The organism is Rhodococcus sp. NKCM2511 (assembly GCF_014905595.1).
GTDB classification, from domain to species: domain Bacteria; phylum Actinomycetota; class Actinomycetes; order Mycobacteriales; family Mycobacteriaceae; genus Rhodococcoides; species Rhodococcoides fascians.
Map to the genome: position 1 here is coordinate 75,508 of NZ_BNHJ02000005.1, position 23,199 is coordinate 98,706.

A 23,199-nucleotide genomic window follows, 5' to 3' on the forward strand; every position below is an offset into this window, starting at 1 on the left:
GCATTCGAGCTACGAGAGTTCGATGCAGCCGATGCCTACTGGGGAAGACCTCTTCTTCGCGATCAACTGACCCGCTCGGGAAACGACATGATGTTTCGATACGACAGCACTGACCTCGACGACTCCTCTGCGCCGGCTCGTCACCGAGGCCCGAATTGACGGTCTCCCGCATCCCCCAGTCCGGGCACGATGATGCCCTGATCGTTGAGCTCATCGTCGACGGCGGCACAGACCACGCGGACGGGATGTTCTGACTTCTCCAGCGCAGCAATGCCTTCGGGGGTCACGACGACGCACACGACCACCACCTCGGTTGCCCCGCGAGCGACGAGCAAGTCGATCGTCGCGGTCATGGACCCGCCCGTGGCCAACATCGGGTCGAGAACGAACACCGGTGTGCCGGCGAGATCTGCGGGGAGAGACTCGAGGTACGGCACCGGCTGCAGTGTCTTCTCGTCTCGTGCCATGCCGATGAATCCCACACCGGATCGCGGAATGAGCGCACTCGCCTGCTCCACCATGCCCAGCCCGGCCCGCAGAACCGGCACGAGCAGAGGTGGGTTCGCCAACCGAACACCCGTGGTGCGGGCAACCGGGGTGTCGACCTCGAAGGTGTCCACCGGGGCATCACGCAAAGCCTCGTACACCAACGTGTGTGTCAGCTGCCGCAGCGCCGAACGGAAGGTCGCGTTGTCACTGTGCACGTCGCGCATCGTCGTCAAAAGCGCTGCGGTCAAGGGATGGTCGACTACGTGGGTATCCATGGTCGCAGATTATGGGCCCCTCGTCGGCCATCCGTCCACACGGCTCGCGCTCGCTCGAACTGTCCGAAAGCGACCCCTCAGCGTCGGCAACTTTTGCCCACGACGGGGCCGCGACCGGCACGTTGACTCGGACGCATGACGCTTCGCAACGATCGATTCGAGTTCGATACCGACATCGCTCCCCTGTCTCGGAACGCAATCCGATGACGGTCGGACCGCTCTCCGACTGCCTGGTCGTCGACCTGTCGCGGGCACTCGCCGGACCCCATGCCGCGATGATGCTCGGGGACCTCGGCGCGCGAGTAATCAAGGTCGAGTCACCCAGCGGCGGTGACGACACCCGCAGCTGGGGCCCACCCTTCGTCGCCGACGACGAGGGCGATCGGCACTCGACGTACTTCCTCTCGTGCAATCGCAACAAGGAATCCATTGCACTGGACCTGAAAGCTGTCGACGGTCGAGACACGCTCACCGCATTGATTCGCCGCGCCGATGTGCTCGTCGAGAACTTTCGCCCCGGCGTTCTCGCTCGCCTCGGCTACGGCATGGAGGCCTTGCACGAGCTGAACCCGCGTCTGGTGATCCTGTCCATCACCGGTTTCGGCCACGACGGCCCAGAAGGCACCCGCCCCGGCTACGACCAGATCGCCCAGGGTGAAGCAGGATTGATGTCGCTCACCGGGCCGTCGAAGGACGAGCCCACTCGGGTCGGCGTTCCCATCGGCGATCTGCTCGCCGGAATGAACGGCGCGTACGGCGTCGTGGCCGCACTGCACGAGCGCAACACCACCGGACGCGGCCGCGTCGTGCGTACCAGCCTGCTGGCCTCCATCGTCGGGGTGCACGCATTCCAAGGCACTCGCTACACCGTGGCCGGCGAAGTGCCCCGCCCCACCGGCGGACATCACCCGTCGATCTGCCCGTACGGTCTGTTCCACTCATCCGAGGGGCTGGTTCAGATTGCCGTGGGCAGTGAAGGACTGTGGCAACGCTTCGCTCCCGCATTCGGATTGGACCGTCCGGAGTGGGCCACCAACCCACAACGCGTCGACGACCGAGAGGCCGTCATCGCCGCTGTCGATGCCGTTTTCGCGGACTGGCCGACCGACAAACTTCTCGGACTACTCGGTGAGCTCGGCATACCGGCCGGACGCGTCCGCGATCTGGCCGAGGTCTACACCTGGGAACAGACCCGGTCGCAGGGACTGATGATCGACGTCGACCATTCGGCCCTGGGCACCATCACGTTGCCCGGCCCACCGCTGCGCATGGACGAGGATTGCGAGGGTGCCGCGATGCGCACGACACACGCGGCCCCGCCGACCCTCGACCAGCACGGCGACTCGATCCGCGCCTGGCTCGAGACGACGCCATGACCCGCACCGGCGCGCCGGCACGGCTCGGCGCGATCGAACTCGTCGAGATGGTCGTCGACGCCGGCAGTTTCGTCCGGTGGGACACCGACCCGCTTCCCCCGATCGGGGTGCACGGACCGGCGGATCAGGGCTATCTCGACGAGCTGGTCGCGGCCCGTGAAACGAGCGGCTGCGACGAGTCGGTGTTGACCGGCGAAGCCACCCTCGCAGGGCGCCGGGTGGCACTCGTCCTGTGCGAGTTCGGGTTTCTCGCAGGCTCCATCGGAACGGCGGCCGCCGAACGATTGGTACAGGCCGTCGAAAAGGCGACAGCAGAACAGCTTCCGCTGCTCGCCTCGCCGACCTCCGGCGGAACACGGATGCAGGAGGGCACGGTCGCCTTCTTGCAGATGGTCAAGATCTCGGCGGCTATCGCTGCGCACAAGTCGGCGGGTCTCGCCTACGCCGTCTACCTTCGTCATCCCACGACCGGCGGAGCACTTGCCTCGTGGGGCTCACTCGGCCACGTCACTGCGGCCGAACCGGGTGCGCTCCTGGGCTTTCTCGGTCCGCGTGTGTACCAGGCGCTGTACGGCGAGAAGTTCCCGGAGGGAGTGCAGACAGCCGAAAACCTCGCCGCCCGTGGCCTCGTCGACGCGGTGGTCCCTCCCGAGCAACTCCGTGAGGTTGCCATTTCGGCCCTCGCCGTCCTGTGTGCGCCACACGAGCCACCTCCGCCGGTTCCGAACATCCCGTTGGAGCACCTCGACGATGTGCCTGCATGGGAATCCATCCGTCGTTCTCGACGGCCGGAACGGCCGGGAGTACGCCACCTCGTGCGATCGGCCGCGAACACGGTGACGACGTTGCAGGGCACCGGAGCCGGTGAGATCGAGCCCGGATTGTTTCTGGCCCTTGCCAAGTTCGGGGCCTCGGCGTGTGTACTTCTCGGCCAGGACCGCACTTTCGCCGATCAGCCGTTGGGTCCCGCCGGCCTCCGGGAAGCACGACGCGGAATGCGGCTGGCGGAAGAGCTGCAACTACCCCTTGTCACCGTCATCGACACTGCCGGTGCCGCGTTGAGCAAGGAGGCCGAAGAGGGTGGCCTCGCGGGCGAGATCGCCCGCTGCTTGGTCGAACTCACGACACTGAAGGCACCGACGATCTGCCTGCTGCTCGGCCAGGGAGCCGGCGGCGGCGCACTCGCACTGCTCCCGGCCGATCGGGTGCTGTGTGCTCAGCACGGTTGGCTGTCGCCACTGCCGCCGGAGGGTGCATCGGCGATCAAGTTCCACACCACCGACCGCGCAGCCGAGATGGCAGAGGAGCAGGGCGTGCGCAGCCTGGACCTGCTGCGTAACGGTGTCATCGACCGGATCGTGGCCGAACGGCCGGATGCCTCCGATGAACCTGCGGCGTTCCTGTCACGCCTCGGGACCGTGCTCGAACACGAGTTGGCCGTACTCCTCGCCGCCGCCCCGGCCGAACTGGTGACCTCACGGTTGCAGCGCTACCGCTACCTGGGGATGTCCGATAACCAAAAAAGTGCGCTGATTGGGCAAAGCTTGCCAGTGCACCCCCTGTCCAACGGTCGATAACGTTCGTGGGGCGAGCCCCCGCCGCGCGAACGCCGGCCGACTCTGCAGTACCCACAGATCCCGATGAAGGAGATTTCAGTGCCCGACGCAATCGAGGTCCGCAAGGTCCCGCTCCACAACGTGTCCGATGCCAGCGAGCTGGCGAAGCTCATCGACGACGGGGTGCTCGACGCCGACCGGGTCATTGCAGTCATCGGTAAGACCGAAGGCAACGGCGGAGTCAACGACTACACCCGCATCATCGCCGACCGAGCATTCCGCGAAGTGTTGTCCGCGAAAGGAACTCGCAGCGCACACGACGTCGGCGAGGTTCCGATCGTCTGGTCCGGTGGCACCGACGGAGTCATCAGCCCCCACGCCACCATCTTCGCGACCGTACCGTCGGACAAGGCAGTGCAGACCGAGGAGCCGCGCCTGACGGTCGGCGTCGCGATGAGCGAGCAGTTGATGCCCGAGGACATCGGCCGCACCGCGATGATCACCAAAGTGGCTGCGGCAGTCAAGGATGCGATGGCCAACGCCGGCATCACCGATCCCGCAGACGTGCACTACGTGCAGACCAAGACCCCGCTGCTGACGATCCACACCATCCGTGACGCCAAGAGCCGCGGCAAGACCGTCTGGACCGAACAGACGCACGAGTCGATGGATCTGTCCAACGGCGGCACCGCTCTCGGTATCGCTGTCGCGCTCGGTGAGATCGATATGCCGACCGACGAGGACGTCATGCACAGTCGTGAGCTGTACTCCTCGGTGGCCTCGTGCTCCTCGGGCGTCGAGTTGGACCGTGCGCAGATCGTCGTCGTGGGTAACACTCGCGGAATCGGCGGCCGGTACCGCATCGGACACAGCGTGATGAACGACGCGCTCGATCAGGACGGCATCTGGAACGCGATCAAGGATGCCGGTCTCGAACTTCCCGAGCGGCCGCACACCAAGGATCTGGGCGGCAAGCTCGTCAACGTCTTCCTCAAATGCGAAGCAAGCCAGGACGGTACGGTCCGTGGACGACGCAACGCCATGCTCGACGATTCCGACGTCCATTGGCACCGCCAGATCAAGGCGTGCGTCGGCGGCGTCACCGCAGCAGTGACCGGCGACCCAGCGGTCTTCGTGTCGGTCTCGGCAGCGCACCAGGGCCCCGAAGGTGGCGGCCCCGTCGCCGCGATCGTCGACCTCGGATAGCGCCGGTTTCGATCTCGAACAGCGCCGCGCGAACCCGACAGTCTCGGGTTCGCGCGGCGTCCGGCCCTCTGCTTCTGCGTCTCTCTCGAACGAAGGAACCACCATGGCAACCACCGTCGGACCCGCTGCCGAACTTCTGATGTCCGACGCGGTCGAGCTCAGCGGCAAGATCAAGCGCCGCGAGGTCTCGTGCGTCGAGACCATGACGGCGTACCTCGACCACATCGAGGCACACAATCCGACAGTCAATGCCATTGTCGCCCTGCGTGATCGCGACGAGCTGCTGGCCGAGGCACGCGAGCGAGATCGGCAGCTCTCGGACGGGCAGTATCTCGGGTGGATGCACGGATTTCCCCATGCGGTGAAGGATCTGTCGGCAGCCCGAGGGCTACCGTTCACATCGGGGTCACCGATCTTCGCCGATCGCATCGCCGACGCGGACGATCTGTTCGTCGCCCGCGTGAAAGCGGCCGGTGCCATCGTGATCGGCAAGACCAACACACCGGAATTCGGGTTCGGATCTCAGACGTACAACCCGGTGTACGGAACCACGGTCTCGCCCTACGACACCTCGCGCACTGCAGGCGGAAGCAGCGGAGGTGCGGCGGCAGCCTTGGCGCTACGCATGCTGCCCGTCGCCGACGGCACCGACTACATGGGATCGCTGCGCAACCCGGCGGCCTTCAACAACGTGGTCGGCTTTCGCCCGTCGTGGGGACGAATTCCCGAGCCCGGCTTCATCGCTCAGGGTGCGGTCGCCGGGCCGATGGGACGATCGGTCACCGACGTCGCGCACCTGCTGTCGACGATGGCGGGCCCGGATGCCAACGCGCCCCTCGGAATCGACGAGGACCCGGAGATCTTCACCCGCACTCTCGAACGCAGCTTCCGCGGTGCCCGCATCGCGTGGGTCGGAGACTGGAACGGCCACCTGGCGACCGAACCCGGTGTCCTCGATCTGTGCGAGTCGTCGTTCACCGTCTTCGAGGACCTCGGCTGCGCAGTGGAGAGCACCGTGCCGTCGTACGACCCGGCGAAAATCTGGGACTCGTTCCTGACGTGGCGGTGGTGGGCGCAGCTCGGGATGGCCGATCTGTACGAGAACCCGCGCACGAGGGAGCTGATGAAGCCCGAAATGCTGTGGGAGATGGAGCATGCCGTCGCATTGACCGCACTCGACGTCACCAAGGCAGCGCAGGCTCGCAACGACTGGCAGAGCGCACTGACGACCTTGTTCGAGACCTACGACTTCGTTCTCGCGCCCACCGCTCAGGTGTTCCCGTTCGACAAGGACCAACACTGGCCGCAGTCCATCGCGGGTCGACCCATGGACACCTATCACCGGTGGATGGAGACGGTGGTGCCCTGGACGATGACCGGCGTTCCTGCCGCCGCCGTCCCGGTCGGATTCGACGATCGGGGTCTGCCGATGGGTGTTCAGATCATCGGCAGGCACGGTGCCGACCGCGCGGTTCTGCAGCTCGCCTACGCCTACGAGCAGGCCTCGCGGTGGGTCGAGCGCGTCCTCCCGCCGGCACTGCACGTCGGCTGATCCCCTGCCGTCGCGACATGCCCTACACAGTATTGTTGAACAATGGATGACATGGTCGGTGCGCTTCGGCCACGAGTACGAGACTTCCCGGCCTCGGCGAGTTACGCGCTCACCGTCGCAGAATTGCTTGCGCTCCCCAGCCTCTCGGGGTCCACTCTTGTCGCAGGCGAGCAGGGACTCGAGAATGTGGTTCGACGCGTCAACGTCATCGAAGTTCCCGACATCCTGCCGTGGGTGAAACCGAACGAACTGCTGTTGACGACGGGTTTCCCACTGCGGCATGCAGATTCGGGCCGCCCGTTCGATGCCGGTGCCCTGGTGGAGCTGGTCGAAGGACTCGCCGAACGCGGCGCGGCAGCGCTCGGAGTCAAAGAAGGACGCTACTTCGGAGACGTGCCCGCTGCGATGATCGAGGCAGCAGATCGACTCGGCCTGCCGCTCTTCCTCATTCGCCGAGATGTCGGCTTCGACGAGGTCATCTCCGAGGTGTTCACCCACCTCGTCGACCGGCAGGCGTGGGCGTTGGATATTGCCGATCGCATGCATCGAGCACTGACCTCGATCGTGCTCGAAGGCGGCGATCTACCGCAGATCGCCGATGAGGTCGCCACGCTCTTCGAGGCATCGGTGCTCATCTGCACTCCGGACGGTCGAGTCCAGGCCACAGCAGGAGCAGACGCAGATGTTGCTGCCTTGGAAGAGATGCCCCTGTTCGACCCGTCCGGTCGTCTGCTCACCGAACGACTCCACGAAGGCCTGCAACCGGTACCGGGCGACAGCGGGCACCGCATTGCCGTCGCACCGATCATCGCGGGCGGCACCGACCACGGACTGATCGTGGCTGTGGCGGCCGCCGAACGACTCGGTCCCGTCACGATGCAATCCCTTGAACGCGCGGCCACCGTCGTGGCGTTGGCGGTCATCAAGAAACTTGCTGTCTCTGCCGTCGAGTCCAAGTTTCGGGGCGATTTCCTGCGTGACGTCCTCAACGGCGCAACCGAATCCCCCGAACAAATCATCGAGTACTGCGCCCAGCTCGACTGGGACGTGAACCGGAGCATGGTGGTCATCGTGGCCCAATTGGACGAGATTGCCGAAGTGGCCGTAAGCAATTCGGCGAAGCCGGCCGTGTCCGGCCGCCTGCCGCAGGAGCGCCTGACCGCGGCATGGCAGCAGGTGGTGCGCAGGCGCGATCGACGGGCTCCCGTCGTCGGGTTCAGCAACGAGGTCGTCACGCTCATGCCGGCCGAACCCGGCACCGAACGGGACGTCGTCGAGGATCTGATCGCCTCCGTCGCCGGAGACAAGGGCGGCGGACGAAACTCGTTCGGCGCAGGCGTGAGCCGCGTCATCGACTCCGTTGCCGACATTCCGCGCGCCTACGATCAAGCCCGCAAAGCAGTCGTCGTAGGACGCCGCATGCGCGGAAACGGATCGGTAGCGCATTTCGACGGCCTCGGCGTGCATCGACTGCTGTCACTGGTCACCGACGGAGCCGAGCTGCAGGCCTTCGCAACCGAGGTGTTGGGCTCACTCGCCGGCGACGACGCCGATGCCGTCGACCTGCGCCAGACGTTGCAGGCGCTGCTCGACACCAACTGCAACGTCGCAGAGACCGCCCGCGTCTTGCATTTCCACTACAACACGCTCCGCTACCGCATCGGCAAGCTGGAGTCCATCGTCGGCCCGTTCACCACCGATCCGATTCTGCGCCTGGATGTAGCGCTGGCGCTGCGGGTCGCGGAGATGAAGGGGCTGTGACACCACCCGAGGAGACACCCAGTGCCTGAGGGCAATTCGATCGGAACCGACGCCGTCGCACTCGCGGCAGCAGTGCGCGCCGGCACCGTGTTCGCGCGCGAGGTGACCGAGCAGCACCTCGAACACATCGGCCGAATCAACACCGAGCTGAATGCGATCGTCACCGTCGCAGCCGAATCGGCACTGCTGGCAGCCGACGGAATCGATGCCCGCATCGCCCGCGGCGAGCGGGTCGGCGACCTCGCCGGAGTGCCGTTCACGGTCAAGGACCTGATCGCCACCGCCGGAGTTCGCACCACGGCGGGCTCACATGCGCTCGCGGACAACGTCCCTCGCGTCGACGCTCCCGCCGTTGCCCGGATGCGCGCCGAGGGCGCAATCCTGATCGGTAAGACCAACACACCGGAGTTCGGTGCCAGCGGACTCACGCACAACGACCTGTTCGGCTACACCGTCAACCCGCTCTCCCCTGCCGGAACGAAGCTGTCACCGGGCGGGAGCAGCGGCGGTGAGTCGGCGGCCATCGCGTCGGGCATGAGCGTGGTGGGACTGGGCACCGATTTCGGTGGCTCGGTGCGGTGGCCCGCGCACTGCACCGGTCTGTGCTCGATCAGGCCGACACCGGGCCGAATCGACTCCGAGGGGCAGTATCCCGGTGTCATGAGCGACAACCGAGTGCTGACGAATCCGGCGACCATGCACGGCACTGTGCAGACCATCGGCCCCATGGCCCGCACTCTCGGCGACGTGATCCTGTTGCTGCGCGTGCTGTCGTCGCCGCAGTACACCTGGACTGACCCTGCGAGCGTGGACCTCCGCGAGCTCGATATTCGTTGGGCCACAGGAGAAGGCACGTTTCCGGTCGATGCGGAGATCCGCGCCGCCACCGAATCCGCGGCACTGCGCACCGGTCCGTTCGTCGGATCGGTGACGCCGTACGAGGGCACCGCACTACTAGAAGCTCATGAGCTGTTCACTCGGATGCGGGGCTGCGAAACCCAAACGGACATCGAGCAGTACGGCCCCGCCGAGTTCAGCGCCAACATCAGGGCCATCCTTGCCGGCGTCCGAACCACCACGGCCGCAGACGTCGAGGCACTGTGGGCTCGACGCGCCGAGATGCAGCACCAGCTGGTGTCCACGATGGGCGACGTCCTGATACTTCCCGTTGCATCGATTCTCGCCCCTCCGCTCGGTGAGACGAGCTTCGAGGTCGACGGTGCCTCTCTGTCGTGGTCGCAGGCGCTGGCGAGTAGCCGAGCGATCAGCATCCTCGGGGTGCCCTCGGTGGTGATTCCCGTTGCCACCTCCAGCAGCGGTCTGCCGATCGGAGTGCAGATCATCGCCAAGCCGTGGCACGAGCATCACGCTCTTGCCGTCGCCGCCGCTCTGACGTAGCCCTCGCGGTCCGTCCATCCGTACCGCGACGGCAGGTTCTTACAACGACCCGCTGTCGATTTGGTCGAAATGTGTTTCATGGCCGGCCCGCGCCAGCAACTAGCGTGATGGGCATCACTCATCCGGTCGAAAGGCGGCGGCATGCGCGACATTCTCGACGACGTGGCCCCGTGGCTGCGCGAACGTGAGCCGTTCGCCCTGGCCACGGTGGTACGTACGTGGCAGTCGTCGCCGCGCCCCGCGGGTGCGGCCATGGCAGTGGCTACGTCCGGTCAGGTCGTCGGCAGCGTCTCCGGCGGCTGCATCGAAGGTGCCCTGTACGAGCTGGCGAACGACGTCCTCGCCCACGGCATGGCCAGGAGCGAGACCTACCGGGTAGCGGACGACGACGCGATCGGCGTCGGCCTCACGTGCGGCGGCACCATCGAGGTGTTCGTTCGTCTCATCGACAGCGACGCGTGCGCGGTACTCGAAGACGTCGCTCGTCTGGTCTCGAGCGGCGAGCCGGTGGCCGTGCTCACCGATCTCACCACCGGGGCCCCGACGCGGCTGGCGGTTCTGGGAACGGAGGCAACCGTCGATTCCGACGGTCTCACCGACATCGAGTCCGACGGTTCGAGCGTGAGTCTCGCCGTTCTCGACCGACTGCACCGCGGCGAGTCCGGCTTGGACATTCGCATCGCCGACGACGGCGCGCGGTCCGTCATGGTCGAGTTGTTCGGACCACCGCCCCGGATGTACGTGTTCGGTGCCATCGATTTCGCCGCCGCGATGTGCCGCCTGGGCACGTTCGCCGGCTTCGCCGTCACCGTCGTCGACGCCCGCCCGGTGTTCGCCACCCGGGCCCGATTCCCCGACGCGCACGACGTCGTGGTGGCGTGGCCGCACACGTTCCTCGCTACTGCGCCGGTGGACGAGCGCACCGTCATCACCGTTCTCACCCATGACGAGAAGTTCGATATCCCGTTGCTCGAGGTTGCGCTGCGCAGTGGTGCCGCCTACGTGGGCGCGCTGGGCAGTCGGTCTACCCACCGCCGCCGGGTGGAACTGCTCGGCGAGCGCGGGGTGACCGACAGCGAGCTGGCGCGGCTGCACTCCCCCATCGGGCTGGATCTCGGTGCTTCCACTCCACCGGAAACGGCGATCTCCATCGTGGCCGAGATCCTCAAGGTCTCACGGCAGACGACCGGCCTCGAATTGCGAAGTCTCAGTGGGCCGATCCACCGCGATGCCGCTGCCGAGATCGACGCGACATCACCCGTTCGATCGGCCGTCAGGTGCTGACACTGCACGACGAGCGACGCTCGCCCACCACGGAGGTACCGCATACCGTCGAGACCGTGCTGAGCTCGGACCTGCTGGCGCACGCCACGTTGCTCGCCGGTCGCGCCGGCCTCGGCCGGCCGGTACGCAGAATCAATCATGTCGACGACCCCGCCGGCATTCGGTTCTGGATTCGACCGGGCGACCTGTTGTCCACGACGAGCGAGGCCCTCACGCACCTGACGGAGCCGACGGCCGCGCTGCTGTCCCGAGCCCATTCCCTCGGCGTTGCCGGGATTCTGGTGCGGGTGGACGACGACATCGCCGTTCCGGACTGCGTCGGCGTGAGTGCCGAGACACTGGGCCTGCCGCTGGTTCAGGTCTGCGGCGAACTCGACCCCAAGCACGATCTCACCGCGGGCCTACGCGACAACGCAAAGACGCAGGCACGAGCGATGTTTCGGTCCGAGCGCCTGCGCCGGGCATTGACCGATATCACGCTCGCCGGCGGCGGGGTAGCACAACTGGCATTCGCAACCTCGGTCGAATGCGATGTGGCAGTGTCGATCACCACGGTGGACGGACGCGAACTTGCCTCGGCAGGCAGTGACGACGAACTGTCCGCCCTCCGCGCCAGTACCGCCCTCGATCCCACCGGAAGACTGCGCACCGACTCCGTCGACGGCGGCCTCGGTCTGCGTTCGCAACAGGGCAATTCGATCGCGGTATGCGCCATCACGGCCAACGGAATCGACCATGGACGCATCGTCCTGTTCTCCTCACGTCGCCCTCTGACGGAATCGGACCTGCACACTGCCGACGCGGCCGCGGGTGTGTTGGCGATGGTCGTCACTCGCGATCTCGCGCTGTCGGCAGTCGAGGAGAAACACCGATCGAATTTTCTGCGCGATCTTCTCCTGGGCCGAGGCGGCGAGCACGCACACGCGGTGGCGCATGCACGACGCTTCGGCTGGAATCTCGGCAGGCCGGTGGTGATCGTCGCGATCGAACCGATCCCACACCTCGACGACGAACCGACGCCCGGCCGCAGGCCACTCGTCGATCGGCAGATGTCGGCTTTCGCAGGGGCTCTGGCACAACGAGATCCGCAGGCCGCCATCGCCGCCCTCGGCACCGAAACCGTCATCATCATGGGCGAACGTCCCACGACGGTCGCGGACGTGCACGAAATCGTCGAACGAGTACACGGAGACGGCGGCGGTGGTCGGCAACCGTTCACGGTCGGGATCTCGCGTCCGTGCACCACGGTGGCCGACATCCCCAGTAGGTACGGCCAGGCGCGTACCGCGTTGAAGGTCGGCCGCCAGGTATCCGGGGACTGGGCCGTCACCACGTTCGACGAACTCGGCGTGTTTCGACTACTGAGCCTGGTGGACAACGTCGACGAGCTCGAATCGTTCACCCGGGAAACCCTGCACGACCTCGCCGGGCACGACGACGAAGCACGCGACATGCGCAGAACCCTGGAGACGTTGCTGGCCACCAACATCAACATCGCCGAAACTGCTCGGGCACTGCACTTTCACTACAACACCTTGCGATACCGAATAACGAAACTCGAAAAGATACTGGGCCCCTTCACCGATCGCGCCGATCTACGCCTGGATCTTTCCCTTGCGCTGAAAATCATGGCCATGCGCGGAACCGACCACCACATGTGACGGACCCGCCATCGAGCGCTTGGCAAATTGCGCTCGTAGCGATTTGGAAATGCGTCAGTAACGTTGCAGGACAATGCTTTACCCATCCCGCGAACCACCCCGGTTCGATACGTTGGAGAAAGGCTCGACATGCCTATCTGGAAGATTCACGGAGACGGAAAGAATGTTCGACCGGGTGACGTCGTCGCGCCGAACGAACGATTGAACTGGGGCCGCACCATCAGTCTCGGCGGCCAACATGTGGTGTCGATGTTCGGGGCCACATTCGTCTTCCCCATCATCATGGGGCTCAATCCCCAACTCGCCATTCTGATGTCGGGCTTCTGCACCATCTTCTTCCTGCTCATGGTCAAGGGCCGCATCCCCAGCTACCTCGGCACGTCCGCGGTGTTCGTCGGCGGCGTCGCCGCCATCCGAGCGCAGGGTGGAACGTCAGCGGAGGTCACCGGTGCCATCCTGGTATCGGGTCTCGTCCTGGCACTGGCCGGACTCGCCATCCACTTCATGGGCGGCGGCGTCGTGGTGCGGGTGCTGCCCCCGGTCGTCACCGGTGCGGTGGTCATGTTGATCGGCTTCAATCTCGCGCCTGTCGTGGCCAGCACCTACTGGCCACAGGACCAATGGGTCGCTCTCGCAGTGATGTTCGTGCTCATCGTCATGAGCGTGGCGTTGCGCGGGTTCCTCGGACGGATCGCGATTCTGCTGTCGCTGGTGTTCGGGTACGCGCTGTCCTGGATCCTCGACCTCGTATCCGGACCCATCACGTCCTACGACGCCACGGCCGGCGAGGTCACCGAGCACTTCCGCGTCAACTGGTCGGGTGTCGAGGCGTCGCAATGGTTCGGACTCCCGCCGTTCAGCGACGAGGCCAACGGCATCGTCGGCATTCACGCACCGTCGTTCAGTCTCGCCTTCATCGTTCTCGTCCTCCCCGGTGTCATCGCTCTGATCGCCGAAAATGCAGGGCACGTCAAGGCTGTCGCGGAAATGACCGGTGACGATCTCGACCCGATGATGGGCCGGGCACTCGCTGCCGACGGTATCGCGACGGTCATGGCCAGCTCGGTCGGTGGTTCACCGACGACGACCTACGCCGAGAACATCGGCGTCATGGCGGCGACCAAGGTCTATTCGACGGCGGCATACACGGCGGCCGGAATCATCGCCATGATCCTCGGATTCTCGCCGAAGTTCGGCGCGCTGATCTCGGCCACCCCCGGCGGCGTACTCGGCGGTATCACCGTCGTCCTCTACGGCATGATCGGTCTGCTGGGTGCCAAGATCTGGCGCGAGAACGGTGTCGACTTCGGCAACCCGCTCAACATGATGCCGGTTGCCGCGGGTCTGATCATCGCGATCGGCGACACCTCGCTCGTCTTCAGCGATTCGTTCTCGTTGAGCGGTATCTCCCTCGGCACGATCGTCGTCATAGGGCTCTACCACCTGTGCGCTCGCATTGCCCCGGCCCACATGAAGACACCGGTCGACGCGTCACCTCGGCATCGATCCTCCTCTACCACAGCACGTTCCGACGGCAGCGACGGAGACGGGGTTGCCGGCGAGGTCGACACCCTGAAGCCGTTGCGGTAACGAGCGATTGCAACACTGGGGCGTGACGTTTGTCACCTCTTGACGAAACACTTCCAGGCACAGGCAGGCAGGATCGGGATATGAAACCTTCTCCATTGAAATACCATCGGCCGCGGTCGATCGAGGAGGCGTGCCGCATCCTGGCCGAGGTCGACGGCAAGGTGCTGGCCGGCGGTCAGTCCCTCATTCCGATGCTGTCGATGCGCCTGGCCGCCCCCGGGAACCTGATCGACATCACCGGTATCGACGGTCTCGACGACATCACCGGGTCGACCGACTCGGGCGTCACGTTCGCGGCTCTGGCCACGCACGCGTCGCTCGCGTCGAACCGGGCTGCCGCCCGGACGCAGCCGTTGCTCGGACGGGCACTGCATCTGGTGGCCCACGCGACCATCCGGAACCGTGGGACCACCGTTGGATCCATCGTGCATGCCGACCCGTCGGCCGAGATGCCCGCGGTCATACGGTTGCTCGAAGGTTCGGTCACGGTGCAGTCCGTCCGCGGCCGCCGAGAGATCGCGGCGAAAGATCTGTTCCTCGGGCCGCTGGAGTCCTCGCTCGAAACCGACGAGATCGCGATCGCCGCAACGGTTCCCGCCGCCAAGTCCGGCGAGGGCACGGCCATCGACGAGGTTGCCCGCCGACACGGTGACTACGCGCTCGTCGGAGTCGCGGCCCGTGTCACCGTTGCCGACAACGCAGTACGCACCGCGCACGTCACCTATGTGTCCGCCGGCGAATTCGGCGAGGTCGTCGACTACACCGACGTCATCGGTGGGGCCGCCGTGTCCGACGCACGTGATCCGAAGTGGAACGCGTTGTCGGAGGACGCACGTCGACGTGTCGAGACCGAGTCCGATATTCATGCAACCGCGGCGTACCGATCCCAACTCGTCGCCGCACTGACCGCACGGGTGGTGATGGCCGCCGCAGTCGACGGCGCGTCATCCAAGTCCACTCACCCGCAGCACGCCGATTCCGGAGTGAACCACTGATGAAGACAACAGATATCGAACAGCAGTTGGACGATCTGATGGCGGAGACCGGTGAACAACACGTACAGGTGACGTTCACCCTCAACGCAACCAAGCAGACGATCGTCGTCCCGGCCCGCACCCTCGCGTCGGACGCCATCCGCCACGACCTTCGTCAGACCGGCACCCACGTCGGATGCGAGCACGGCGTGTGCGGCGCGTGCACGGTGCTCCTCGACGGCAAGCCGGTCCGCGCCTGCCTGATGCTCGCCGCCAGCCTCGAAGGGCAGACCGTTACCACGGTCGAAGGCCTCGTCGAGCCGGACGGCACCCTGCATCCCGTGCAGCAGGCCTTCAAGGACTGCCACGGTCTGCAGTGCGGTTTCTGCACACCGGGATTCGTCACCACCATCGCCGCGTTCCTCGACGAAAACGATTCACCGACGCAGGAGGAGGCCACCGAGGCCATCGCCGGCAACATCTGTCGGTGTACGGGCTATCAGAACATCAAGGCCTCGGTGCTGCGCGCTGCCGAGATCAAACGCGAACGGGCGGGCGAGTTTCCGCTCGGCCCCGACGACGAGTCGAGTCGTGCCGCACTCGACCGGAAGGTACGAGGATCCACCAGTCCCGTCGGCGGACGGATGGGCCGAGCATGAGCACCACGCGCACCGCCCCGCCGCACACTCCCACCAACACTGCTCCCCTGTTCGGCCAGCCGCTGTCGCGTTCGGAGGACGAGCGCCTGCTCAGCGGCAAGGGCAAGTATCTCGACGATCTCGGTCACGGCGCACTGATAGCCGCCTTCGTGCGCTCCCCACACGCACATGCACGCATCACGGCCATCGATATCGACGACGCGCTGGCCATGCCGGGCGTGCACGCGGTGTACACCTACGACGATCTCGAAGCGGACTCGGCCGAGATGGCCGAAGGGCTACCGCTGCTGATCCCCCATCCCGCAATCATCGCTCCGCGCAACGGCTTCCCGCTCGCCAAGGACGAGGTCAACCACGTCGGTGAGGCCATCGTCATGGTCATCGCAACGAACCGTTACGTGGCCGAAGATGCCTGCGCGGTCATCGACGTCCGCTACGACATCCTCGACCCCGTCGTGGGCATCGACACCGCGCGCGTCGCGGCCCGGCGAGTACACGACGACGTGCCGGACAACGTGGCCGCGCATCTGCAGCACGGTTTCGGAGACATCGACGCCGAACTTGCCGCTGCGCCACACCGCATCACCCTCGACCTGAATATCGAGCGTTCGGCGGCGATGCCGATGGAGGGCAAGGGCGTCTACGCGCGCTGGGACAGTGACGAGGAGACCCTGACCTTCTGGTCGTCCACGCAGACCTCCACGTCGGTGCGCGCGGCCGTCGCGGCGCGACTCGGCATGGCGATGAACAAGATTCACTGCATCGCCCCGGACGTCGGTGGCGGCTTCGGCGTCAAGATCATGCACCCGTGGCCGGAGGAGGTGATGGTGACGTGGGCAGCTCGACAGCTCGGTCGCGCCGGCATCTCCAACGAGGTCAAGTGGGTCGAGGACCGCCGCGAGCACTTCATCTCGAGTGCGCACGAACGTGCACAGGTCCAAGAGGTCACTCTGGGGTTCGACGACGAGGGGCGGCTGCTGGCGTTCGACTTCACCGTCTGGCACGACAACGGCGCATACCTGCCGTACGGCATCATCGTGCTGATCAACACTGCGACGCAGGTGCTGGGGCCCTACAAGCCGGTCTCGTTCCGCTGCAACGGTTATTCGTTGTACACCAACACCGTCATCGTCATTCCGTATCGAGGAGCAGGCCGCCCGCAGGGTGTGTTCGCGATGGAACGCTCGATGGACGCCATCGCCGCGTACCTCGGCAAGGACCGGCTCGAGGTCCGCGAGAAGAACCTGATCAGGCCCGAGGAGATGCCCTACGACTTCGGATTGATGTTCCAGGACGGTCGACCGTTGATCTACGACACCGGCGACTACCAGGCCGGGATCGACAAGCTCAAGGCCCTGATCGACTGGGACGGATTCCCCGAATACAAGAAGCAGGCAGCCGCGCAGGGCCGCACCGTCGGTATCGGTGTCGGTGCCTACGTCGAGGGCACCGGCCCCGGGCCGTACGAGGGCGCGCACGTGCTCATCGAGAACTCGGGAAAGATCAAGGGCGCAACGGGGTTGACGACGCAGGGCCAGGGCCATCAGACGACGTTCGCGCAGATCGTCGCCGATGACCTGGGTGTCTCCATCGCCGACGTCGAGATCACCACCGGCGACACTCGTCGATTCGGTTATGCCGTCGGCACATTCGCCTCGCGTGGTGCGGTGATGTCCGGTTCGGCATTCCACGTGGCCGCGCAGATGGTCGCCGAGAAAGCGAAGGTCATCGCCGGGCGCGCCCTCGATCTCGACCCCATCGAGCTCGAACTGCGCGGGGGCTACGTCTGCAAGATCGGCACCGAACCCGGAGCAGAGGGCACGTCCATCTCCCTCGGTGTCGTTGCCGTACTGTCCAATCCGCTGCGCTATGCCTTCGACAAGGAGTCTAGGCAGGCCACCGGGTTCGCGAAGATGGACACCGACATGACGATCCCGCCGGTGCCGGAGGGCGAACAGCCGGGCCTGGAAGCCACCGGTTACTACTCTCCCCCGCGCTCGACGTTCGCGTCGGGCATCCACGCGGCGATCGTCGAGACCGATCCGGTGACGGCCGAGATCCACGTCGAGCGGTACGCGGTGGTCCACGACTGCGGCAACGTCATCAACCCCCGCATCGTCGAGGGCCAGATTCACGGCGGGGTCGCCCAGGGAATCGGCGGCGCGTTGTACGAGAAGATTGCCTACGACGAGCACGGGCAACTACTGAACGCCTCGTTCATGGACTTCCTGATGCCGTTCGTCACCGAAGTTCCCGAGACCATCGAGATGGACCACACCGTCACCCCGTCCGGGCTCAACCCGTTGGGCATGAAGGGTGCCGGCGAAGCCGGCGTCATCCCCACCAGCGCCGTCATCGCGGCCGCCGTCGAAGACGCCGAAGGCTTTTCGATCACCTCGATGCCCATTTCACCGTCCGACCTGTACGAGCTGCGGCTGACCCACGCGGTCGCTCAGACAACCGAGGAGATTTCATGAGAATCGCAGGAACCGCCACGCTGGCCGCACCTCCCGCCGAGGTGTACGACAGCATGCAGGACGGCCGAGTACTGGCCGCGACCATCCCCGGAGTGCAATCGCTCGAGCAGTTGAGCGACGATCACTACAAGCTTTCGATCACCGCAGGCGTCGCGGCCATCAAGGGCACGTACGACGGTGAAGTGGTGCTCTCGCAGCAGAATCGGCCCGAGTCGTTCGTCATGACCGCCTCCGGTGCCGGCGCACCGGGCACGGTGCGCGCCGACGTCACCATCAAGCTCGAGCCCACCGAAGGCGGCGGCACGATGCTCAGCTACGACGCCGATGCCGTGGTCGGCGGCATGGTCGGCGGGGTCGGTCAGCGCATGATCACCGGCGTCGCAAAGAAGATGGCCGGAGTGTTCTTCAACGGTCTCGATGGCGTCATCGCCAACGGGGTGCCGGAGGCCGCTGCTGCGCCCGCGGAGGTATCAGCCAGCGATTCCGGCAGCACCCCCACTGCTCTGCCTGTCGCGGCCGGACGCGCTGTGAGTGCCGGCGCACCCGTCGCTGCGCAGTCCGTCCGCGGCACACTGCTGGCCGCCGCAGCCGGCGCAGGCTTCGCACTGGCCGGAGTCGTGTTGGGCGGACTGCTCACGCGCTCGTCCTGTCACCGGTAGCTTCGCACCGTCGCGGCTCGCGACAAAGGCCGCTCATCCCCAGCAATCGGGGGTGAGCGGCCTTTGTCGTTGCAAGTACTGCCAATTCGACGCCGGTGCAGGGCGCGCGGAGCTCAAATGCTCGGCCGGAGTTTGGCACCTTGTGCCAAAGATACTGAGACGCAGAACGGGTCGAATGTGAGTACACGTCAGGTACCCGCCGATCCGATCAACGGACGCGTGGCCTACGAACCATATCGAGGAGGAAGCGTGGAACCACGAAAGATTCGGGTCGGTATCGACACCGGTGGCACATTCACCGACGTCGTGGCAGTGGACGAGGAGTCGGGAGCCATGGTGACCACCAAGACTCCGTCGACGCCGAGTGATCCGGCGGAGGGATTCCTGACCGGCATCGACAAGGTACTTCGCCAGCTCGGCGTATCCGGCGATTCGCTCAGCGCCGTCAGCCACGGCACCACCGTCGCAACCAACAAGCTGCTCGAAGGCAAGGTGGAGAACCTGGGGTTCATCACCACCGAGGGCTACGAGCATGTACTCGAGATCGCGCGGCAGTCGGTACCCGACGGCTACGGCAACTCCTACTTCTGGGTCAAGCCCGATCGCATCGTGCCCGCGCACCGCGTGCGCACCATCCGCGGCCGGCTCTCGTTCGACGGCAACGAGATCCGCCCCCTCAACGACGACGACGTACGCGCAGCCGCAGCATTCTTCAAGGCCGAGGGCGTCAAGACCCTCGGCGTCTGCCTAGTGCACTCCTACGCCAACCCGGACCACGAACAGCGTGTCCGCGACATCCTTCTCGAGGAATACCCCGAGGCGACGGTCTCCATCTCCACCGAAGTACTGCGTGAGTACCGCGAATTCGAGCGCGCCATCACCACATTGGTCGACGCGGCCGTCAAGCCGAACATTCGCAGCTACGTCAACAACATCGCGAACCGGCTGCGGGAGTTCGCCACCGAATCCGGTGACGCACGCGACGTGCCGTTCTACGTGATGAAGTCCAACGGCGGCGTCCTGTCCGCCAAAGAGGTTGTGCACCAGCCCATCACCACCGTGCTCTCCGGGCCGGCCGCCGGCGCGCTGGGTGCGGCCCTGGTGGCCAGCGCTGCAGGCGTCGAACAGGTGTTGACCTGCGACGGCGGCGGCACCTCCACCGACGTGACCGTCGTGGTCCGCGGCGAGCCCGCGCTCACCACCGAGGGACGCGTCGGCAACTACCCGTCGAAGATCCCGATGATCGACGTCGTCACCGTCGGCGCGGGCGGCGGCTCGATCGCTTGGATGACACCCGAGGGCACGCTGCGCGTCGGGCCGCATTCTGCCGGAGCCGATCCCGGTCCCATGTGTTACGGCAACGGCGGCTCCGCTCCCACCATCACCGATGCCCACGTCCTGCTCGGCCGCATTCCTCCCCACCTGCTCGGCGGCGAGATCCCCCTCGATACCGACCTGGCGCGCAAGGGCATCGAAGACCTCGCGCATCAGCTCTCGCTCGAGGTCGAGGCCTGCGGTACCGGCATCCTCGAGGTGTCGGCCTGGAACCAGGCGAATGCGCTGCGGCAGATCTCGGTCAAGCGTGGCCTCGACGTTCGCGACTTCACGCTCGTCACGTTCGGCGGCTCCGGGTCGTTGCTCGCCTGCCGCCTGGTGGACATCCTGGGTCTGAAAGATGTTCTGGTACCGCTCAACCCGGGCAACGTGTCCGCCTTCGGTTTGCTGACCGTCGATGTGCGCAACGACTACGTGCAGACGCACGTCAGCCGCCATGACCGTCTACGTGCCGAGGATCTGGAGTCGGAGCTGGCAGTGCTGGCATCTCGGGCCGACGAGGCACTCGCCGGTGAAGGCTTCGCTGCCGAGGATCGTCGCTACGCACGCTCGGCCGACCTGCGCTACTTCGGTCAGGCCTTCGAGGTGCGTGTCCCGATCGCCGACGGCGAGATCACCCAGGCGAGCATCGATCAGGCCGCCGAGGCCTTCCACGAAGCGCACCGTGAGCTGTACGGCTACGACTTCCGCGGCGATCAGAGTCAGTTCGTCGAGTGGGTCAACCTGCGGGTCAGCGGTATCGGCCCCATCAAGCGCCCCGTACTGTCGGAGATCGCCGCCGGCACCGGAGCCGAAAGTGCCCGCACCGGAACGCGTCAGGCGTACTTCGACGGCTGGCACGAGACTGCGATCTACAGCCGTGCGGATCTCGGTGCCGGTGACACGATCACCGGACCGGCCGTCATCGAAGAATTCAGCTCCACCGTGCCGATCGATCCGGGCTTCTCCGCCCGCATCGACACGTTCGGCAACGTCCGCATCACCCGCACTCTCGACTCGAACGGAGCGAACTGATGACCGTCATCGACATGGTGAACAACAAGCCCTACCGGCTCTCTCCGGTCGACGCGCCTGCGCCTGATCCCGTTCTCGTCGAGATCGTGGCCGGCTACCTCGCCAGCGTCGAAATGGAAGTGGAGACGGCTATTTCGCGGACGTCGCGATCCCCGATGATTCGTGACGCCCACGATTTCCGCGCCGGAATCCACGACCGCAATCTGCGCAAGCTCACCGGCCGGTCGTACTCCGCGCTGGTGCATCCGGTTGCCCGCGACTTCCCGCTCGGGACCATGAAGCCGGGTGACGTCTACTTCCACAACGACGTCTACCTCTCCGAGGGTGGCATCGGCCACCTGCCCGATCTCTGCGTCACGGTGCCGGTGTTCGCTACCAAGCCCGGCGACACCGAGCCGTCGGTCGTTGCCTTCGTCCAGGCCTTCGGCCATCACGACGACATCGGCGGCTGCTGCCCCGGCTCCATGCCGTCCGGTGCGACCACCGTGTACGAAGAGGGCCTGATGGTTCCGCCGATCAAGCTGTGGGATCAGGGCGTACCCAACCAGGCTGCGTTGACGATCATGACGCGCAACTCGCGCATGCCCGACGCGTTGGCCGCCGATCTCGACGCCGAGTGCTCGGCGTGCCTCATGGGTGCGCGGCGGATGACGGAGCTGTACGAGCGCTACGGCATCGACACCGTCGAGGCGTGCTTCGACTCGATGATGGATGCCACCACCGAGATCTACCGTCGCGAGATCCTGAGCAAGATCCCGAAGGGTGAATACACCTGGGAGGACTACGCCGAGCACGACGGCGTCGACGAGCCGATGTTGCACGTTCAGCGCATTACGTTGACCAAGACCGGCCCCGAGGACGAGCGCGGCGAGCGTCTCATTCTCGACTTCACCGGCACCGGGCCGCAGGCCAAGGGCCCGATCAACCACTGCGGTGATTACGCGGACGGCAACTTCCTGGCCAAATGGCTTGCGCCGGTGTTGCGCAACCTCGCGGACTCCCCCGAGCGCATGGCCGAGCTCGACGTCAACGAGGGTGTCATCCCGCTGATCGAGATGAAGTTCCCCGAAAAGGGCACGCTCATCACCCCGATCTTCCCGGCTCCGACCAACGCGCGGACGTTCGTCATCCTGCGTCTGCTCGGTGTGCTCGCCGGTGTGGTGGCAAAGGCTGTGGACGGCAACATGCCTGCCGATCAGGAGACCATCCGCTACACGGGCGTCTACGGCGACGACTTCGACGGCAACTCGTACCTCATGCGTGAGGTGCTCGGCGGCGGCTCCGGTGGACGGCATTACGCGGACGGTGAGGACACCATCCACGTCGTGCCCGATTCGCGGAACCTGCCCACCGAGTTCACCGAGAGCCGATTCCCATTCATCGTCGAAAAGCTGGGTCTCGCCAAGGATTCCGGCGGTGCCGGACGCTACCGCGGCGGCCTCGGTTACGAGAAGCACATCCGGATGCTCAAGGATGCGCATTTCATGTCCATCGCCGACCGTTCGATTCTCGCGTGCTGGGGTGTCAAGGGCGGCAAGGCCGGCGGATCGTTCTCGGTGACGCTGAATCCGGGTCAGCCCAACGAGCGTGAATTCGACGCGTTGACCGATGCCGAGCCGATCCTGGCGGGCGACACCATCCGTATCCGCACGACGGGTGGCGGCGGCTGGGGCGATCCGCTCGAGCGTCCCATCGAATCCGTCGAGCAGGACGTGCTGTGGGGCAAAGTCTCTCGCGAGTTCGCGGCCACGGACTACGGCGTCGTGATTGCCGACGGCACAGCGACCGCGGATGTCGAGGCATCGGAGAAGCTCCGCGCGGAGATGCGCAATGCACGCGGCCTCGATGAGCCGTTCTTCGATCGTGGGCCCGGTTACGAACGCCTCTCCGGTGGCGCGAAGTTCGCCGAGTACGACTTCATCGATCGCTGAGA

16 protein-coding genes are annotated in these 23,199 nt (G+C 65.7%); 15 read left to right on the forward strand and 1 reads right to left on the reverse strand.

The window, feature by feature from the left end:
• Positions 1–140 precede the first annotated feature (140 nt).
• Entirely contained in the window at positions 141–764 is a 624-nt protein-coding gene (gene upp, locus JLZ96_RS23830) for a uracil phosphoribosyltransferase (RefSeq protein WP_201011441.1), read from the reverse strand.
• A gap of 203 nt (positions 765–967) precedes the next feature.
• Between upp and JLZ96_RS23835 the strand changes: the two genes are divergently transcribed.
• The 15 genes from JLZ96_RS23835 to JLZ96_RS23905 all read left to right on the forward strand — a co-directional run bounded on the left by JLZ96_RS23835 (position 968) and on the right by JLZ96_RS23905 (position 23,197).
• Positions 968–2,140, forward strand: coding sequence for a CaiB/BaiF CoA-transferase family protein (locus JLZ96_RS23835; protein ID WP_201011442.1), 1,173 nt, complete (start codon positions 968–970; stop codon positions 2,138–2,140).
• A complete protein-coding gene (locus JLZ96_RS23840; protein WP_201011443.1) occupies positions 2,137–3,717 on the forward strand; it encodes a carboxyl transferase domain-containing protein in 1,581 nt (526 codons plus the stop codon). Before JLZ96_RS23835 ends, JLZ96_RS23840 begins: the two co-directional genes overlap by 4 nt.
• A 78-nt stretch (positions 3,718–3,795) precedes the next feature.
• Positions 3,796–4,902 (forward strand): ring-opening amidohydrolase, encoded by a 1,107-nt coding sequence (locus JLZ96_RS23845; protein ID WP_032375321.1) that lies wholly within the window; start codon positions 3,796–3,798, stop codon positions 4,900–4,902.
• Positions 4,903–5,005: 103 nt separating this feature from the next.
• Complete coding sequence (locus tag JLZ96_RS23850; RefSeq protein WP_032384967.1) at positions 5,006–6,454, forward strand: amidase; 1,449 nt, start codon at positions 5,006–5,008, stop codon at positions 6,452–6,454.
• A gap of 42 nt (positions 6,455–6,496) precedes the next feature.
• The gene (locus JLZ96_RS23855; protein ID WP_201011444.1) at positions 6,497–8,215 is read left to right on the forward strand and encodes a PucR family transcriptional regulator; all 1,719 of its coding nucleotides are present in this window, start codon (positions 6,497–6,499) and stop codon (positions 8,213–8,215) included.
• 21 nt (positions 8,216–8,236) lie between these two features.
• Positions 8,237–9,613: an amidase gene (locus tag JLZ96_RS23860; RefSeq protein ID WP_201011445.1), complete on the forward strand. Its 1,377-nt coding sequence runs from the start codon at positions 8,237–8,239 to the stop codon at positions 9,611–9,613.
• A 141-nt stretch (positions 9,614–9,754) separates the two neighbouring features.
• A complete protein-coding gene (locus JLZ96_RS23865; RefSeq protein ID WP_201011446.1) occupies positions 9,755–10,897 on the forward strand; it encodes an XdhC family protein in 1,143 nt (380 codons plus the stop codon).
• Positions 10,898–10,953: 56 nt separating this feature from the next.
• Positions 10,954–12,558: a helix-turn-helix domain-containing protein gene (locus tag JLZ96_RS23870; RefSeq protein WP_236254226.1), complete on the forward strand. Its 1,605-nt coding sequence runs from the start codon at positions 10,954–10,956 to the stop codon at positions 12,556–12,558.
• Between the two features lie 129 nt (positions 12,559–12,687).
• Positions 12,688–14,148, forward strand: coding sequence for a uracil-xanthine permease family protein (locus JLZ96_RS23875; protein ID WP_045840797.1), 1,461 nt, complete (start codon positions 12,688–12,690; stop codon positions 14,146–14,148).
• A gap of 80 nt (positions 14,149–14,228) precedes the next feature.
• The gene (locus JLZ96_RS23880; RefSeq protein ID WP_201011448.1) at positions 14,229–15,143 is read left to right on the forward strand and encodes a xanthine dehydrogenase family protein subunit M; all 915 of its coding nucleotides are present in this window, start codon (positions 14,229–14,231) and stop codon (positions 15,141–15,143) included.
• On the forward strand, positions 15,143–15,781 hold the full coding sequence (locus JLZ96_RS23885) for a (2Fe-2S)-binding protein (RefSeq protein WP_027497753.1): 639 nt from the start codon (positions 15,143–15,145) through the stop codon (positions 15,779–15,781). The genes JLZ96_RS23880 and JLZ96_RS23885 overlap by 1 nt, the downstream gene beginning before the upstream one ends.
• Entirely contained in the window at positions 15,778–18,258 is a 2,481-nt protein-coding gene (gene cutA, locus JLZ96_RS23890) for an aerobic carbon-monoxide dehydrogenase large subunit (RefSeq protein ID WP_201011449.1), read from the forward strand. Before JLZ96_RS23885 ends, cutA begins: the two co-directional genes overlap by 4 nt.
• A complete protein-coding gene (locus tag JLZ96_RS23895) occupies positions 18,255–18,917 on the forward strand; it encodes a carbon monoxide dehydrogenase subunit G (protein WP_032399123.1) in 663 nt (220 codons plus the stop codon). The genes cutA and JLZ96_RS23895 overlap by 4 nt, the downstream gene beginning before the upstream one ends.
• A gap of 249 nt (positions 18,918–19,166) precedes the next feature.
• Positions 19,167–21,266 carry a hydantoinase/oxoprolinase family protein gene (locus tag JLZ96_RS23900; protein WP_048320133.1) on the forward strand — a complete coding sequence of 700 codons (2,100 nt, stop codon included), beginning with the start codon at positions 19,167–19,169 and terminating at the stop codon, positions 21,264–21,266.
• Positions 21,266–23,197: a hydantoinase B/oxoprolinase family protein gene (locus JLZ96_RS23905; RefSeq protein WP_201011450.1), complete on the forward strand. Its 1,932-nt coding sequence runs from the start codon at positions 21,266–21,268 to the stop codon at positions 23,195–23,197. The genes JLZ96_RS23900 and JLZ96_RS23905 overlap by 1 nt, the downstream gene beginning before the upstream one ends.
• Positions 23,198–23,199: the final 2 nt, after the last annotated feature.